At 59.9% G+C, this 13841-nt stretch carries 12 protein-coding genes; all 12 read right to left on the reverse strand.

Features of this window, described 5'->3' with window-relative positions; translation table 11 throughout:
* Positions 1-12: 12 nt before the first annotated feature.
* The 12 genes from murG to QDX22_RS03750 all read right to left on the reverse strand — a co-directional run bounded on the left by murG (position 13) and on the right by QDX22_RS03750 (position 13822).
* Positions 13-1167, reverse strand: a complete 1155-nt coding sequence (gene murG / locus QDX22_RS03695; RefSeq protein ID WP_279718026.1) for an undecaprenyldiphospho-muramoylpentapeptide beta-N-acetylglucosaminyltransferase — start codon at positions 1165-1167, stop codon at positions 13-15.
* On the reverse strand, positions 1167-2516 hold the full coding sequence (gene ftsW / locus QDX22_RS03700) for a putative lipid II flippase FtsW (RefSeq protein ID WP_279718027.1): 1350 nt from the start codon (positions 2514-2516) through the stop codon (positions 1167-1169). Before ftsW ends, murG begins: the two co-directional genes overlap by 1 nt.
* Positions 2517-2555: 39 nt before the next feature.
* Positions 2556-4130, reverse strand: coding sequence for a UDP-N-acetylmuramoyl-L-alanine--D-glutamate ligase (gene murD, locus QDX22_RS03705; protein WP_110099323.1), 1575 nt, complete (start codon positions 4128-4130; stop codon positions 2556-2558).
* Complete coding sequence (gene mraY / locus QDX22_RS03710; protein WP_279718028.1) at positions 4112-5218, reverse strand: phospho-N-acetylmuramoyl-pentapeptide-transferase; 1107 nt, start codon at positions 5216-5218, stop codon at positions 4112-4114. Before mraY ends, murD begins: the two co-directional genes overlap by 19 nt.
* The gene (locus QDX22_RS03715; protein WP_279718029.1) at positions 5215-6723 is read right to left on the reverse strand and encodes a UDP-N-acetylmuramoyl-tripeptide--D-alanyl-D-alanine ligase; all 1509 of its coding nucleotides are present in this window, start codon (positions 6721-6723) and stop codon (positions 5215-5217) included. Before QDX22_RS03715 ends, mraY begins: the two co-directional genes overlap by 4 nt.
* 12 nt (positions 6724-6735) lie before the next feature.
* The gene (locus QDX22_RS03720) at positions 6736-8532 is read right to left on the reverse strand and encodes a Mur ligase family protein (protein WP_279718030.1); all 1797 of its coding nucleotides are present in this window, start codon (positions 8530-8532) and stop codon (positions 6736-6738) included.
* A complete protein-coding gene (locus QDX22_RS03725; RefSeq protein WP_279718031.1) occupies positions 8526-10316 on the reverse strand; it encodes a peptidoglycan D,D-transpeptidase FtsI family protein in 1791 nt (596 codons plus the stop codon). Before QDX22_RS03725 ends, QDX22_RS03720 begins: the two co-directional genes overlap by 7 nt.
* An 89-nt stretch (positions 10317-10405) precedes the next feature.
* Complete coding sequence (gene ftsL, locus QDX22_RS03730; protein WP_110100440.1) at positions 10406-11149, reverse strand: cell division protein FtsL; 744 nt, start codon at positions 11147-11149, stop codon at positions 10406-10408.
* Complete coding sequence (gene rsmH, locus QDX22_RS03735) at positions 11146-12168, reverse strand: 16S rRNA (cytosine(1402)-N(4))-methyltransferase RsmH (protein WP_279718032.1); 1023 nt, start codon at positions 12166-12168, stop codon at positions 11146-11148. Before rsmH ends, ftsL begins: the two co-directional genes overlap by 4 nt.
* Before the next feature lie 181 nt (positions 12169-12349).
* Positions 12350-12781 (reverse strand): division/cell wall cluster transcriptional repressor MraZ, encoded by a 432-nt coding sequence (mraZ, locus tag QDX22_RS03740; RefSeq protein ID WP_110099318.1) that lies wholly within the window; start codon positions 12779-12781, stop codon positions 12350-12352.
* Between the two features lie 144 nt (positions 12782-12925).
* Entirely contained in the window at positions 12926-13198 is a 273-nt protein-coding gene (locus tag QDX22_RS03745) for a hypothetical protein (protein ID WP_279718033.1), read from the reverse strand.
* Between the two features lie 234 nt (positions 13199-13432).
* Positions 13433-13822: a DUF3040 domain-containing protein gene (locus QDX22_RS03750; RefSeq protein WP_110099365.1), complete on the reverse strand. Its 390-nt coding sequence runs from the start codon at positions 13820-13822 to the stop codon at positions 13433-13435.
* Positions 13823-13841: the final 19 nt, after the last annotated feature.

Consider the following 13841-nt stretch of genomic DNA (forward strand, 5'->3'; position numbering starts at 1 on the left):
TGGAGCGAGACGTTAGTCGCCGGCGTGCTGGGTGACCACTTCGGTGACGATCTGGGCCATCACCTCATCGGCATCGGTCACCCCTTGCGCGGCGGCGGCCTCCGCCATGGTGGCCAGCCGTTGCGGATCGTTGAGCAACGCCGGTAAGTGGGACCGGACCCACTCGACGGTGAAGTCCTGGTCGTCTACCATCACCGCGGCCCCAGCATCGACGAGCCCGGCGCCGTTGAGGCGTTGCTCGCCGTTGCCGATCGGTAGCGGCACGAGGACAGCGGGTTTGCCCACGGCTGCCAACTCGCATACGGTGCCGGCTCCGGAGCGGGCTACCACCAGATCGGCGGCTTGAAAAACGGTTTCGAGCCCGTCGATATATTCGACTTGCCGGTACCCGTCCTGGCGGATCGGTGCGCCGTTGTCGTCCAATATGGTCTTGCCTTTTCCGGTCAGGTGCAGGATTTGGGCACCCGTGGCAGTCATCGCCTCACGGCTGGCAGCAATGGTCTCATTGAGGTGCTGGGCCCCGGAGGACCCACCGGTGACCACCACGGTGGTGCGGTCGGGGTCTAATCCAAGACTCTGACGTGCCCGGCGTTGTGCTGCGACGGAGGTGTCCAGGGTGGTGATTTCACGTCGCAGGGGCATGCCCACATGACGGGCACCAGGCAGCGGAGTACCTTCAAAGGCGGTGGCGACCGCGGCGGCCCGACGGGCACCGACCTTATTCGCCAGTCCGGGGCGAATATTGCCTTCGTGGACCACCACCGGGATCCGCTCGCGTTGTGCTGCCAAGTAGACGGGGGTCGCCGCGTATCCCCCCACGCCAACGACCACCTGCGCGCGCCTATCACGCAGGATCTCACGGGAGGCTTTGATCGCTGCACGCAACCGGAAAGGCATGGAGAACAGGTCCTTATTCACTGTTCGTGGCATCGGGACTTTGGGGATAGTTACTAACCGGAAGCCAGCTGCAGGCACCAGGTCGGCTTCGAGTCCTTCACGGGTACCGACCATGGTGATCTCAGCCTGTGGGTGGGCGCGCTGGATGGCCCGGGCGATTTGAATCATCGGTGACACATGGCCTGCGGTGCCACCGCCAGCCAAGACCACCCGAAGCACGGGCGGGGTGGCTGTTGAGGCGGTCGAAGTCGTGCCGGATCGTGGGCTCATCAGGAATTGACCTGCTTTCTACCAGGACGCCGCAGAGGCGAGGGTTTCTTCGGTGCGGTGCCAGGCACCGGGGCCGTCATCGACATGTCCTCGGTACCGGTGACTTCAGAGTGGTTGGCGTGGTGCTGTGTGCTGGGTCTTTCCGCATCGGCCGGCGGTGGCCCCAGCGGGGTGGTATCGTGGCTTGGCTCGTGCTCGGCCAGCTGGTCCCGGCGTTCTTGTCTGGTGAAGCTCAGCACTACCCCGACCGCCAACATGGCCATCATCATTGCCGAGCCACCGCGGGAGATAAACGGTAGTGGCACTCCGATGACCGGAAGCAGGCCGGTCACCATTGCGATATTCAAGAAGGCTTGGCCGATCAGCCAGGCGATAATGGCACCGGTGGTGATGCGCACGAAAGCGTGCTGGGTGCGAATAGCGACCCGAAACATCCCGATGGCCAGCACGATAAATAATGCCAGGGTAGCCAGTGCCCCCAGTAGCCCGAGTTCTTCGCCAAGGATCGTGAAGATAAAGTCGTTTTCGGCTTCGGGGATATAGGACCATTTTTGACGCGATTGGCCCAATCCGACCCCCCACCAGCCTCCCGAGGCGAGGGCGTAGAAGCCGTGGTCGGACTGGTAGCACGGGTCCGAGGGATGATCGCAGTTACCGAACCAGGCGCCGATGCGCAACATGCGGTTATCGGACTGCATGGTGACCACCGCAACCCCGATTAGCCCGATTATTCCGGCCAGCGCGAGCCAACGGAACTTAATCCCTGCCATAAACAACAGCACGGCCAGCACCAGTAGCAAAACCAGCCCGGTGCCGAGATCTCGTCCCACCAGCACCAGGAGGATGATCATCCCGCCAACCGGCACCACCGGAAGCACCAGGTGTAACGGGTGGGTCGCATAGCGACCTTTGAGGGCGAGCACGTGGCCACCCCAGAGCGCCAGACCCAGCTTGGCTGCTTCAGCCGGCTGGAAAGAGAACCCGCCAATGCGCAACCAGTTACGATTCCCGTTAACTTCATGGCCCAGCGGGGTGAACACCAGGACCAACAGCAAGATGGAAGCGAGCACGATCCCCCAGGCCAAACGTCGCAGGGTTTCGGGTTTCAGTCGGGCGACCACCACCATCAGGATTACCCCGGCCAGGGCGTAAACCCCGTGGCTGAGCAGTGAGTCGTAGGACCCCACGGTGCCAATGTTTTCAACCGAGGAAGCCGAAAGCACCATCAACACTCCGAGAGCCGACAGCGCCAAGGTGGATCCCAGGATCAGCCAGTAGGAGGTTTTAGGCGATGACCCTTCAAGCCAGCGCCACACTCGTGAGTCCGAGGAGGAGTCAGCTGTGCTCATAACCTCGGTCTCCTGTCTGCGCTGGTGGTGGCTGAATGTCTACGACTCGTCGTCAGGTGCGTCGGTCGGCGGTGGGGCGATCCCCAGGTGTTGTCTCACGGCGTGCTGGAAGGCGTCGCCACGGTCTCCGTAGGAGCTGAACTGGTCGAAAGAGGCCGCAGCCGGAGAAAGCAACACCGTGTCTTCGTCGTCTGCCAGTTGCGCGGCCAACTCGACCACGTGCGTCATCACCGACCAGCCATCGGTGGGGTCACTGTTAGTGTCTCGCAGATACTGGGTGTAGACGGGGACCTCGGGTGCGTGTCGTGTGAGTGCCTCGGTCACAGGTGCTGGATCAAGACCGATCACGATAACAGCTTTCAGTCGCGAGGCGTGATCTTTCACCAGTTGGTCGTAGCTGAGTCCCTTGGGTAGGCCACCGGCCACCCAGATCACCGAGTTGAAGGCTTTCAGCGCCGCGTCGGTGGCATGCGGGTTGGTGGCCTTCGTATCGTCAATCCACAGGGTTTGCAGGGTCTCCCCCTGAGGCCCCCCAGCAATGAGTTCCACCCGGTGCGGTTCGGGAGCGTAGTTGCGTAGTCCCTGTTTCACCGCTTGGGGTGGGACGTCAATAGCCCGGACCAGCGCGGCGGCAGCCAGGGCGTTGGCGACCTGGTGCTCGGGGACGATCACGCCAATATCGGTAATGGCCGCCAGTTCCAAAGCGGAGTGGTGGCGGTCTTCCAAAAAGGCCCGGTCAACCAGCAACCCGTCGACCACGCCAAACATGGACCGAGCTGGTACGTCGGTGGTGAAGGAGATCGCGCGACAGCCTTCCTGCACATCGGCGTTTTCAACCATTCGCATCGTGGCCGGCTGGTTCTCGTTGAAAATACAGGCCACCCGGGTGTTCTCGTAAATCTTGGCTTTATCAGCGGCATAGTTATCGAAACCGCCGTGCCAGTCCAGGTGGTCTTCAGCTATGTTGAGCACCGCTGAGGCAGCTGGTTCGAAGTGGTGAGTCCAATGCAACTGGAAACTCGACAGCTCGATGATGAGCACATCGAAGCCTTCGGGACGGCGGATGGCATCCAGAATTGGGGTGCCGACATTGCCGACAGCAATGGCGTCGAGGCCGGCTGCTTGGGCCATGGACTCGGCCATGGTCACCACGGTGGTTTTTCCATTTGTTCCGGTCAGGGCCAGCCATTCAGCGGTGCGCCGACCCTCACGGATACGCACCCGCCAGGCCAAATCAATTTCTGACCAGATCGGCACCCCGGCGGTGGCTGCGGCAGCTAGGACGGGTTGAGCGGGGTTCCAGCCCGGCGAGGTGACCACCAACTCCAGGGGCCCGTCCCAGAGGTTCTCATCGGGTAGACCGGATACCGCCTGGTGACCGAGCAGTACCTCGCGCACGCCGACAATTTTCAGCGTGTCGGCGGCGTGACGGCGCTTGTCGTCGTCTTGGCCGTCAACCACCACGACCTCAGCGCCAAGTTCGGCCAGCGTGTCGGCCACCGAAAACCCGGTCACACCGAGCCCGGTGACCAGCACGCGAAGCCCGGCCCAGTCGGAGTCCCAGGTGGTCAGGGCCGATAGATCATGATGCACTGTCACCGCACGATCACCCATTCTGCGTAGAACATGGCCAGACCGGCCAGCGCGCACACCAATCCGACCAGCCAGAACCGAACGACCACGGTGACTTCGGCCCAGCCTTTGAGCTCAAAGTGGTGTTGTAACGGGGCCATCAGGAACACCCGCTTACCACCGGAGAGCTTGAAGTATCCGACCTGAATAATCACCGACAGCGCAATGGCCACCATCAACCCGGCCAAGACCACCAGCAACAATTCGGTGCGAGACAGAATTGCGAAGCCAGCCAGCGCACCGCCCAGGGCCAACGAGCCGGTGTCTCCCATGAAAATTTTGGCAGGATTCGTGTTCCACCACAGGAATCCGATCAGACATCCGGTCAGAATAGCGGCCAGCAGGGCTAGGTCCATGGGATCGCGGGTCTGATAACACCCCGGCAGGTCTTCTGGCCCGCTACCGCAGGCCTGGTTGAGCTGGAAGACTGTGATAGCCCCGTAGGCCATGGTCACCAGCGCCACCGCGCCAGTGGCCAGACCGTCGAGCCCGTCGGTCAGGTTAACCGCGTTGGTGGTGGCGGTGGTGATCAAATTAGACCAGATCACAAACAGCACTACACCCACCACAGGTCCGGCAAAGGCCAGGTCGACACTGGTGTCGCGGAAGACAGAGATCGCAGTGGAGCCGGGAGTTAGTCCTCGGTCGTCGGGGAAGTTGAGCACCAGGATTGCAAAAGCAATACCAACCACACCCTGCAGGATGATCTTGGCCCAGGCAGTCAGTCCCAACGAGCGTTGATTAGAGATCTTCGCGAAGTCGTCAAAGAAGCCGACCAGCCCCATTCCGGCGGTCAAAAACAGCAAGAGGAGCCCGGAGGCGGTGACTCCGGCATTGCCCAGCCCCATCAGAGACATGATGCCGTGGGTCAGGAAGTAAACGATCACCAGGTTCCCGACAATCACTGCCCCACCCATCGTGGGCGTACCGCGTTTGGTCTGGTGGCTGGTGGGCCCATCTTCACGGATGAATTGGCCGTAGTGTTTTTTCACCAAGACTTTGACCAGTAGCGGGGTGCCAATCAATGTCAGCACTAGCCCGAGCGCCAGCCCGATCAGGAGTCCGATCACTGCAGGTCACCTTGCCTTGGGGTTGTTGGGTCAGCGGTGAGCCGGTCTGCAAGTTTCCACAGGCCGGTCGAGTTCGATCCTTTAATAAATACAATGTCGCCGGGCTGAAGGCGCTGGTTGAGTAACTGTTCGGCCTCGTCGATGTCAGCCACATGGTCAACTTCGTCGCCCCAGGAGCCTTCCATAACCGCTCCAGTATAGAGCGGTCTGGCTTGTTGTCCGACCACCACCAGCTGCGAAATATTCAACCGGACCACGGCTTCACCGATGTGGATATGCTCTTTGATGCTGTTGGAACCCAGCTCGAGCATCTCCCCGAGCACCGCCCAGGTCCGCCGGCCGGTGCTACGTCCGGTGAGGGCCAATGTTTTCAGTCCGGCCCGCATGGATTCGGGATTGGCGTTATACGAGTCGTCGATGATGGTAATGCCGTCTGCTCGGTCGGTGCGGGCCATCCGGTGCTTCGAGACTGGCCCGCGTCCTTGCAGGAGGCCCCCGACCGTCTCCGGGTCGAGACCTGCCGCCACAGCCACGGCAGCGGTTGCAGCCAGATTCGTGGCGTGGTGGATACCGGTCAGTCCGCTGGTGACCTCAGCTGCCGTCAGTTGTAGATCCGCCGGGCGCCCGGTGGGATTATATCCCAGGTAGAAGTGGGGGCGTTCGTTGTCGTCGGTGCTCAACTCGGCGGTGTAGACAATGGGTGCGTAGGCACTGTCATGGCGGTTGGCGGTGGAAAACCACAGCACCTCAGCCCCCTCGGGGACACGCTCTGCCATGGAGGTCACGCGCGGGTCATCAGCGTTGAGCACAGCGACCCCACCCTGGCTGAGACCTTCAACAATTTCGCCCTTCGTTTTGACAATATTCTCCACCGACCCGAAGGAGGCGGTGTGCGCGGAGCCAACGGTCAGTGCCACGGAGATATCCGGGCGCACCATCCGGCACAGGTCGGCAATATTGCCCACATGGTCGGCTCCCATTTCGACCACCAGATACCGGGTGGTGAGGCTGGCGCGGAAGATGGTCAACGGCACGCCCACTTCACCGTTATAGGAGTTTTGTGGGGCGATAACCGCGTCCGGGTCATCGGAGGCGACCGCCTCGGACAACAGCCCAGCGAGGAGATCCTTGGTGGTGGTTTTTCCGACCGAGCCGGTAATGCCAATCACCGTAGTGGGTGAATGTTCACGAATCCGGGCCACAATGTATTCGGCGAGATCACCCATGGCGACCACCGTGTCAGCGACGATAATACCGGGAACCGGGGTCCCGTTGTCATCGGAGACTTCGCGTTGCCCCAGCATCAGTTTCGCCCCGCGCTCCCGTGCGCTGAGCACAAAGTCGTGACCGTCGGCAAATTCTCCCGGTTTGGCCACAAACAATCCACCGGCGGTGATCTCGCGGGAGTCGGTGGTAGCTGAGTTAACGCTCGTGTCCGGATCGGTGCCAGCAACGAGCTGACCACCGGTCGCATCGGCAATCTGAGCAGCGGTGAGTTCAATCATAACGAGACGAGTTTATCCGTTACGGCTTTCGACCTGCTCACGACGCGACGAGTCCTCTCGTATTGTGACATATCCGTAATCCATCAGAGCCTGTTCTAAGGCCACTCGGTCGTCGAGCTCTACCGAGTGGGTGCCAAAGTCCTGGGAGGTCTCGTGCCCGCGACCGGCGGCCAGGATGATGTCGTGTTCTCCCGCCAGCTCTACGGCGTACGCCAGGGCCTTGTTGCGCGGGGCGATTTCGTGCAATGCGGTATCCAGCCCGTGTTCCTCGATGCTTTGGCGGGCCCCGGCCATTACGTCCAAGCGGATGGCAGTCGGGTCCTCGGAGTGCGGATCGTCATCGGAGACAATGACAATGTCGGCTCCGCGCACCGCAATGTCTCCCATCACCGCACGTTTAGTGGTATCGCGTTCGCCGGTGGCACCGAAGACCAGGATGGTTTTGCCCGGGTGCTCTGCAATCTGGTGTGCTTGGTTGACCGCTTCCAGGGCCTGGTAGAGCCCGTCAGGGTTATGGGCAAAGTCGACAATGGTGGTAGGAGCATTGGCGACAATTTCCATCCGCCCGGGCACCCGCACCGCACGGAAGGCACCGGGCTGGTCTTGGGTGGTTTCAGTCAACACGTTGGTGATCTCATCCCAGCGTTCGGTGGGATATCCGGTGAACAGCATCACCGCGGCCAGGGCGGCGTTGGCGACATTGAATTCACCGGGTAGGCCCACAGCGAGGTCGAGACAGAACCCGTCCCGGTGTTGCAACGTAAACACCGATCCTAGCCGGCGTGGCTGCAGATCGGTCACCTGCCAGATGGCGGGAATCTCTGCTTTGGTCAGCGCCGGATCAGCGATCTCGTGGGAGACGGCCGCCGGGCCGAGATCCAAGGTAATCACATGGTCGCCAAATGTATCCTCGCCATAGGCGGCCAACGCATGCTGGGCCATGTGGTAGCCGTAGTCGATCTGTGGGCCACCGTTGAGAGTGATCACCGAGGTCTGGGAATATTCGGGGGTGAACAGTTGCGCTTTGGCCAGGAAGTACTCCTGCATGCTCCCGTGCAGGTCCAGGTGATCCTGGGTGAGGTTGGTGAATCCGGACACAGCGAACTGCACGCCAGCCACCCGGCGATAAGACAGCGAATGGGAAGAGACTTCCATGGCGGTGGCTTGAATCTCACGCTCGCGCATGCTGGCTAATAACGCGTGCAGGTCGGGTGCTTCCGGGGTGGTGAATTTAGCCGGCACGTTGGCCCCACCGACCTGGATCTCGATCGTGCCGACTAGCCCGGTGGTCAACCCCATACCAGATAGCCCGGATTCCAGCAGGTAGGTCGTCGTCGTCTTGCCGTTGGTGCCGGTGACCGCATAGATCTGCGGGGCCCCGGGCGTGGCGACGGTGCCGTAGATCAGTGCCGAGACCGCACCGATCACCTCGCGGACCTGCTTGACCACAATGACCGGCAGTTGCTGACCCGAGGGATATTCGCGCAGGATTTCCAAGCCATCCGCATCGGTCAGGATGGCGACAGCGGGGGCGGCCACTGCGGTTTCGATAAACCGTGCGCCATGGACTTTCGCGCCGGGGACCCCAATGTAGAGGTCTCCGGATTGCACGTCGCGCGAATCCAACGCCACACCGGTAATTTCCGGGGCGTCCGTGCTGTGGGTTTGGGATGACTCGTCCTGGCCCGGGGGCACCACAATGGCCGGGGAGCCGGCCTGCTCGAGCACCGCAAGTACCTCGTCGATGCTATAGGCAGGCTGGTGCTCTGGTCGGAAGGAGGGGTTGTGTTGAGTCAAAGGATCTACCATGGGCGCTTCTGTGGGTCGTCGACAAATACGTCGTAGGCTTGCGAATCGGTTGTGGAGTGAGGCACCGAGTTCTTATTCAGAACGTAGGACATGACATCTGCTGCAGTATCGGTGACCTGCCAGGATTTCCAATTCCCCTCGGGGCGATACACCGTAACGGACACCACGTACTCGGGGTCTTCCAGCGGTGCCACCATCGCGTAGGTGGTGACGTGGCTATCATAGCCACCCGATTCACCGGCGACCTGACCGGTACCTGTTTTACCGCCAACCCGGTAACCGGGAATCTTGGAGGCACCACCGCTGCCGTTTTCGACCACGCCCTCCATGAGTTTCAGCATCTCGTCGGCGGTTTCTTCGCTGATCACCCGCTGGTCTTCACCGGCATCGTAGGCGTGCTCGGTACCGTCGGGGTCCACGTAGGCGTCAATGAGTCGCGGATTCTTGCGCACTCCCCCGTTGGCCACGGTCTGGAAGATTTGGGCAGTGTGCAGGGCGGTCACGGAGTAGCCCTGACCGAACGTGGTGGTGAACTGTTGACGGCGGTCCCAGTCTTGCCAGTTGGCAAACTGCCCGGAAGAGGAATAGGGCAATCCGAGATCGATCGGATCTCCGATACCGAATTTTTTCATGTAGTCGTACCGCTGTTCTTTACTCAGCGTTTCGGCCACCTGCACCGTGCCGGTGTTATAGGACCGGGCGAAGATCCCCGCGGTGGTCATGTCATAGGTATCGTGCGGCATCGAGTCATTAATGACCTCGTGATCGAACTCCTGCTTATTCGGCACGGTATGGGGAGTAGTCGGGCCGACACCCCCTTCGTTCAGCGCGGCCGCAAAAATCGAGACTTTTCCGGTCGAGCCGGGTTCATAGGCCTGAGTCACCGAGGTAGGGCGCCAAAACAGTGAATCCGTTTTCGATGGATCGGAAGGATCAACCGTGGTGGAATCCGCGAGAGCGAGAATATTGCCGGTCTTGACTTCCTGGACCACAATATTGCCCCATTCGGCGTTGTACTCATCGACCTTTTCTGCGATCGCTTCCTGGGCGTACCACGAAACATCCTGGTCAATGGTCAACCGCAGGTCTTGGCCGTCGACCGGCTCGGTTTCTTCAAACGTGGCATGAGGGATCCGTACCCCGTTGGCGGCGATTTCAAACGTTCGCTCCCCGGGGGTACCTTCCAGAGAGGCTTCCTGGGATTGTTCCAATCCCTCCAGCCCGTGGCCTTCTTGGCCCAAGAAGCCCAAAATATTACCGGCCACGGCGCCATTGGGGTAACTACGCTCGGCGACAGGTTCAGCAATCAGACCGGGAATGTCCAGATCCAAAGCTTCATCACGGACCTCGGGGGTGACCCCGCGGGTGATGATTTGGTAGGGGCTATCACCCATCATTAATGCCCGCAGATCATCTGGGTCCATGTCCAGAATGGTGGCCAGTTCATCGATCCGATCATCGATGTCGTATTCTTGATACGAGCGACTTTCTTCGTCCCAGACGCCATAATCCTCGTTCAAGCGTTGATCGGCCACCAAGTTATAGCGGGACACTGATTCGGCGAGCACGTTGCCGTTCTTATCCAGGATCGAACCGCGTTCGGCCGGCAACGGAACCGACCGCAGCCGTTCATTCATGGCTTCATCGGCAAAACCTGCCGCATCGACCCCCTGAACCCAGACCAGACGAGTGGCGAGGACCCCTAGCAACACCAGAGCGACGGCAATGATCCACCGAATCCGCAGACGCGTGGTCATCGCGGGGTGCTGATGCTGTGATGTCATGCCACACTCATCCTTTAACGTTCTAGCCTGTTCGTCATCACTGCTGTGACTGGTTGGCCCTTGTTGGCCATGGCACCTCGTGGAAGGCATCAGGGGATGCTGATCTGAGGCGACGACATCCTCGTCTCATCCAATTCTGCATCACCGTTGGCCGATGACTCGGACCTTTGGCTCGTGTCGGAGGGACGACCAATCTCAGGGCCGTCCACCTTGCGGTCAATCTCGAGAGTTTTCGGGACCGGTTTGGCATCCACAGCCACCGGCTCTTCGCGTGCTTGGCGTTGGGATTCCGCGACCTCGACCTGGCGTCCTTCCGAGGCCGCAACCGTAGGTGATCCCACGAACTCCGTCGGGACGTTGTCGTCAGACGCCGCTTCGGTGGTACCCGAGATTTTCCCGCTGTCGAGATTGATGGAGGCGGAGGCTCCTGGCAACACCATTCCCATGTCGACGGCCTTCTGTGCCAGATTCTGAGGAGCTGCCAGATGAGCGACTTGCTGTTCGAGGTCCTCATTCTTTTCGCGTAACTCCGAGGTCTGAGAGTTCAAATCCAACAGCTCGTACTGTTTATTGGAGACCGAAATATTGATGACCAACACGACAATCAATGCCGCCAGTAGCACAGCAACGGAAAAGATGACTGTCCCCATGGGAGTGGCTCGCAACGGAGCCGTGACCACAGCAAGGTGGGGACGACGTCGCGTGGCTGTCTCGTGTTTTGGCTGGGTCGTCGGTAGTGGGGCCTTGACGGCACTCGAACCGTTGACCACAGGAAGCTTATCGGCCGTTACCGACGAGGCTGTCTGGCGGATGCTCTGGGGGGAAGCGCTCATCCGTTACTCCTGGTGGGTCTAATTTTTTCAATGACCCGGACGCGGGCGGCTGCAGCCCGGGGATTCTGCTCGATCTCACTCGGTGTGGGTTTTTCCGTCCCTTTGCTGAGAATTTTCACCACCGGCGCGTACTCTTCGACTTCCACGGGGAACCCAGCAGGAGTCAGTGATTGCGCCTGGTGTTGAATAGCTTTTTTGACGATTTTGTCCTCTAGGGATTGGTAGCTCATGACCACCATGCGTGCGCCGATCGTCAGGACCGCCATGGCAGCGGGTATAGCGCGGGTGAGGACCTCGAGTTCGTGATTGACTTCCACGCGTAGGGCTTGGAAGGTTCGTTTGGCCGGATGACTGCCTCGGTGCGCCGCGGCAGCTGGGATAGCGCGGATAATCGTCTCAACTAGTTCTTGACTGCCACGATACGGGCGCTGTCGTCGCGTTTTGACGATCTCTGTGGCAATTCGTCGGGCGAATTTTTCATCGCCGTAGTTGCGCAACACTCGTTCCAGGTCGGCTTCCGAGTACGTGTTAACCACGTCGGCGGCGGTGAGCTGATCGGTGGGGTCCATGCGCATATCCAGCGGAGCGTCATAGGAGTAGGCAAAGCCACGGGATGGTTCATCGAGCTGATAGGACGAGACACCTAGATCAAACAGGATTCCGTCAACGCCGTCCAACCGGGTCTGCAGTTGCGTCTCGGCGGCCTGGATCGCAGCAGAGATTTCATCGTAGGTGCCGTGAAAACTCACCAGCCGGTCGGAAAACTCCCCAAGCCGTTGTTGTGCCATCTGCAGAGCCTGAGTGTCACGGTCAATGCCGATTATTCTCAGATCGGGATTATCGGAGAGCAAACGGTGAGTGTGCCCGCCCATACCCAGCGTGGCATCGATGACCACTGGGCGACGCTTCTCAGACCGCGCAACCGCCAGCCCCTCATTCAGATAGGACACCACGCGATCGATCATCACAGGAGTGTGGCGACATGCAGCGTTTTCGTCCGGTGATACGGAATGATGCACGGTCGCCTCCTTCACTGATCCGATGCGCGTTACTCCTCTAGACGGTTCTTGATCCAGATCCCCAGCCGGATACCCTGGCCCAGGGGAAGACAGGCCAGCGAATCCTTCGGCTGGAGGTCTGAATCAAGACACCACGTTCGAGATGTCCCCATCTCGTCTGTTCAGTTATGGTCGGACCGTTTTAGAAGATTCCGGGAAGAACTTCCTCATCGGTTTCCGAGAAGGCAGTTTCTTGTTCCTCGAGGTAGTTGTTCCAGGACTCAAGATCCCAAATCTCAGCGCGTGTACCAGCACCGATGACCGCGACATCCCGGTCGAGACCGGCATATTCGCGCAGTGACACCGGAATAGTGATCCGTCCCTGCTTATCCGGTACTTCGTCCGAAGCACCCGAGAGGAAGACACGGATGTAGTCGCGTGCTTGGCGTGATGACAGTGGCGCTGAACGCATCTGTTCATGCACTCGTTCAAACTCCCGAGCCGAGAACACATAAACGCAATGCTCTTGACCGCGAGTGAGAACGAGCCCATTGGCCAATTCCTCCCGGAATTTCGCCGGAAGAATCAGTCGTGACTTCTCATCAAGGCGAGGAGTGTAGGTGCCCAAAAACATGACCCCACCACCTCTTCCTTGTTGAGTGTCTCAGAGCGTCCTCTGAGCCACCGCCCTCTACCTGCCTCCACTTTACCCCACTTCGCTCCCTCCGCAACCAAATCCGGGCGTTTTCAACTCAAAAAATGCTGAGAATTCTCGAGATCACGGACGATGCAGCCACCGAAATTTCCTCAAAATCGGCATGATTCTGCGGTTAAACGGACGGTAGAGCACAGTGGGGATGACCTTGGGAGCAAAGTGGAGGGATTTTTCGCACAGGCCGTCAAGCGTCGTTAAAAAACCGTCGACGCCAGCACCACCGGCTGCCAACAGCAAGGTGGAAGGCCGCTGCTGGCGACGAAAGTCAGCCCCATCGAGATCGGCCAAATGCGCGTGATCATGCGGATCCAGCGCAAACATCGAGGTTTTGTCCACCGAGTTCTTGAACGCCCGGTCAGCTCTTGCCCCCATGGGCAGACAGACCTCGCTGCCCGAGTGGAGGAAGGTGGAGGGGAGAATGCGGAGGGCGGTGGGGTGGGGTGTGGAGCACTATAAGCAGACCAGTTAAGCGCATGAAAAAACCGTGTCGCCGATGCGTGATCCGCACTGCGGACACATCAGGCGACACGGCCTTTTGTCTGAAGTTTTTGCCGCGTCGTTGAGACGCGGTTAGGGCTGTTGGTTACGACGCTGTTCCCAACGCTCTTCAAGACCGCTCATGAAACCCGACGATTGCTTAGACGAGGACTTCTTGGACTGACCTGTTGAGTCTGACGCGTTGGCCTTTTCGGTTTTGCCACGCAGCGTCGTGAAAAAGACACCACCGGCCATCATGACGAACCCGAGAACACCAACCCAGATCTGGTTAATGGTCACCCCGGTAAGGAGCACGACCAAACCGACCACGGCAATCAGCACGCCCAAGACGATATTTCGAGTGGAGAGCTTCCGGGCGGAGGAACCCTCTTGTATCTCCATCTGTGACGCAAACTGAGGGTCGTCACTGAGTTGCTGCTCAAGTTGGGCAAGAACCTCTTGTTCACGCTCTGATAACGCCACGATAGCCTCCTCGTCCAGC

Origin of the sequence: Auritidibacter ignavus (assembly GCF_029853775.1) — a bacterium.
GTDB classification, from domain to species: domain Bacteria; phylum Actinomycetota; class Actinomycetes; order Actinomycetales; family Micrococcaceae; genus Auritidibacter; species Auritidibacter ignavus.

What these genes read in the sequence shown, in the direction of transcription:
- murG (WP_279718026.1), bottom strand. Translation starts at nt 1,167, where the DNA reads ATGAGCCCACGATCCGGCACGACTTCGACCGCCTCAACAGCCACCCCG.
- ftsW (WP_279718027.1), bottom strand. Translation starts at nt 2,516, where the DNA reads ATGAGCACAGCTGACTCCTCCTCGGACTCACGAGTGTGGCGCTGGCTT.
- murD (WP_110099323.1), bottom strand. Translation starts at nt 4,130, where the DNA reads ATGGGTGATCGTGCGGTGACAGTGCATCATGATCTATCGGCCCTGACC.
- QDX22_RS03715 (WP_279718029.1), bottom strand. Translation starts at nt 6,723, where the DNA reads ATGATTGAACTCACCGCTGCTCAGATTGCCGATGCGACCGGTGGTCAG.
- QDX22_RS03720 (WP_279718030.1), bottom strand. Translation starts at nt 8,532, where the DNA reads ATGGTAGATCCTTTGACTCAACACAACCCCTCCTTCCGACCAGAGCAC.
- QDX22_RS03725 (WP_279718031.1), bottom strand. Translation starts at nt 10,316, where the DNA reads ATGACATCACAGCATCAGCACCCCGCGATGACCACGCGTCTGCGGATT.
- ftsL (WP_110100440.1), bottom strand. Translation starts at nt 11,149, where the DNA reads ATGAGCGCTTCCCCCCAGAGCATCCGCCAGACAGCCTCGTCGGTAACG.
- mraZ (WP_110099318.1), bottom strand. Translation starts at nt 12,781, where the DNA reads ATGTTTTTGGGCACCTACACTCCTCGCCTTGATGAGAAGTCACGACTG.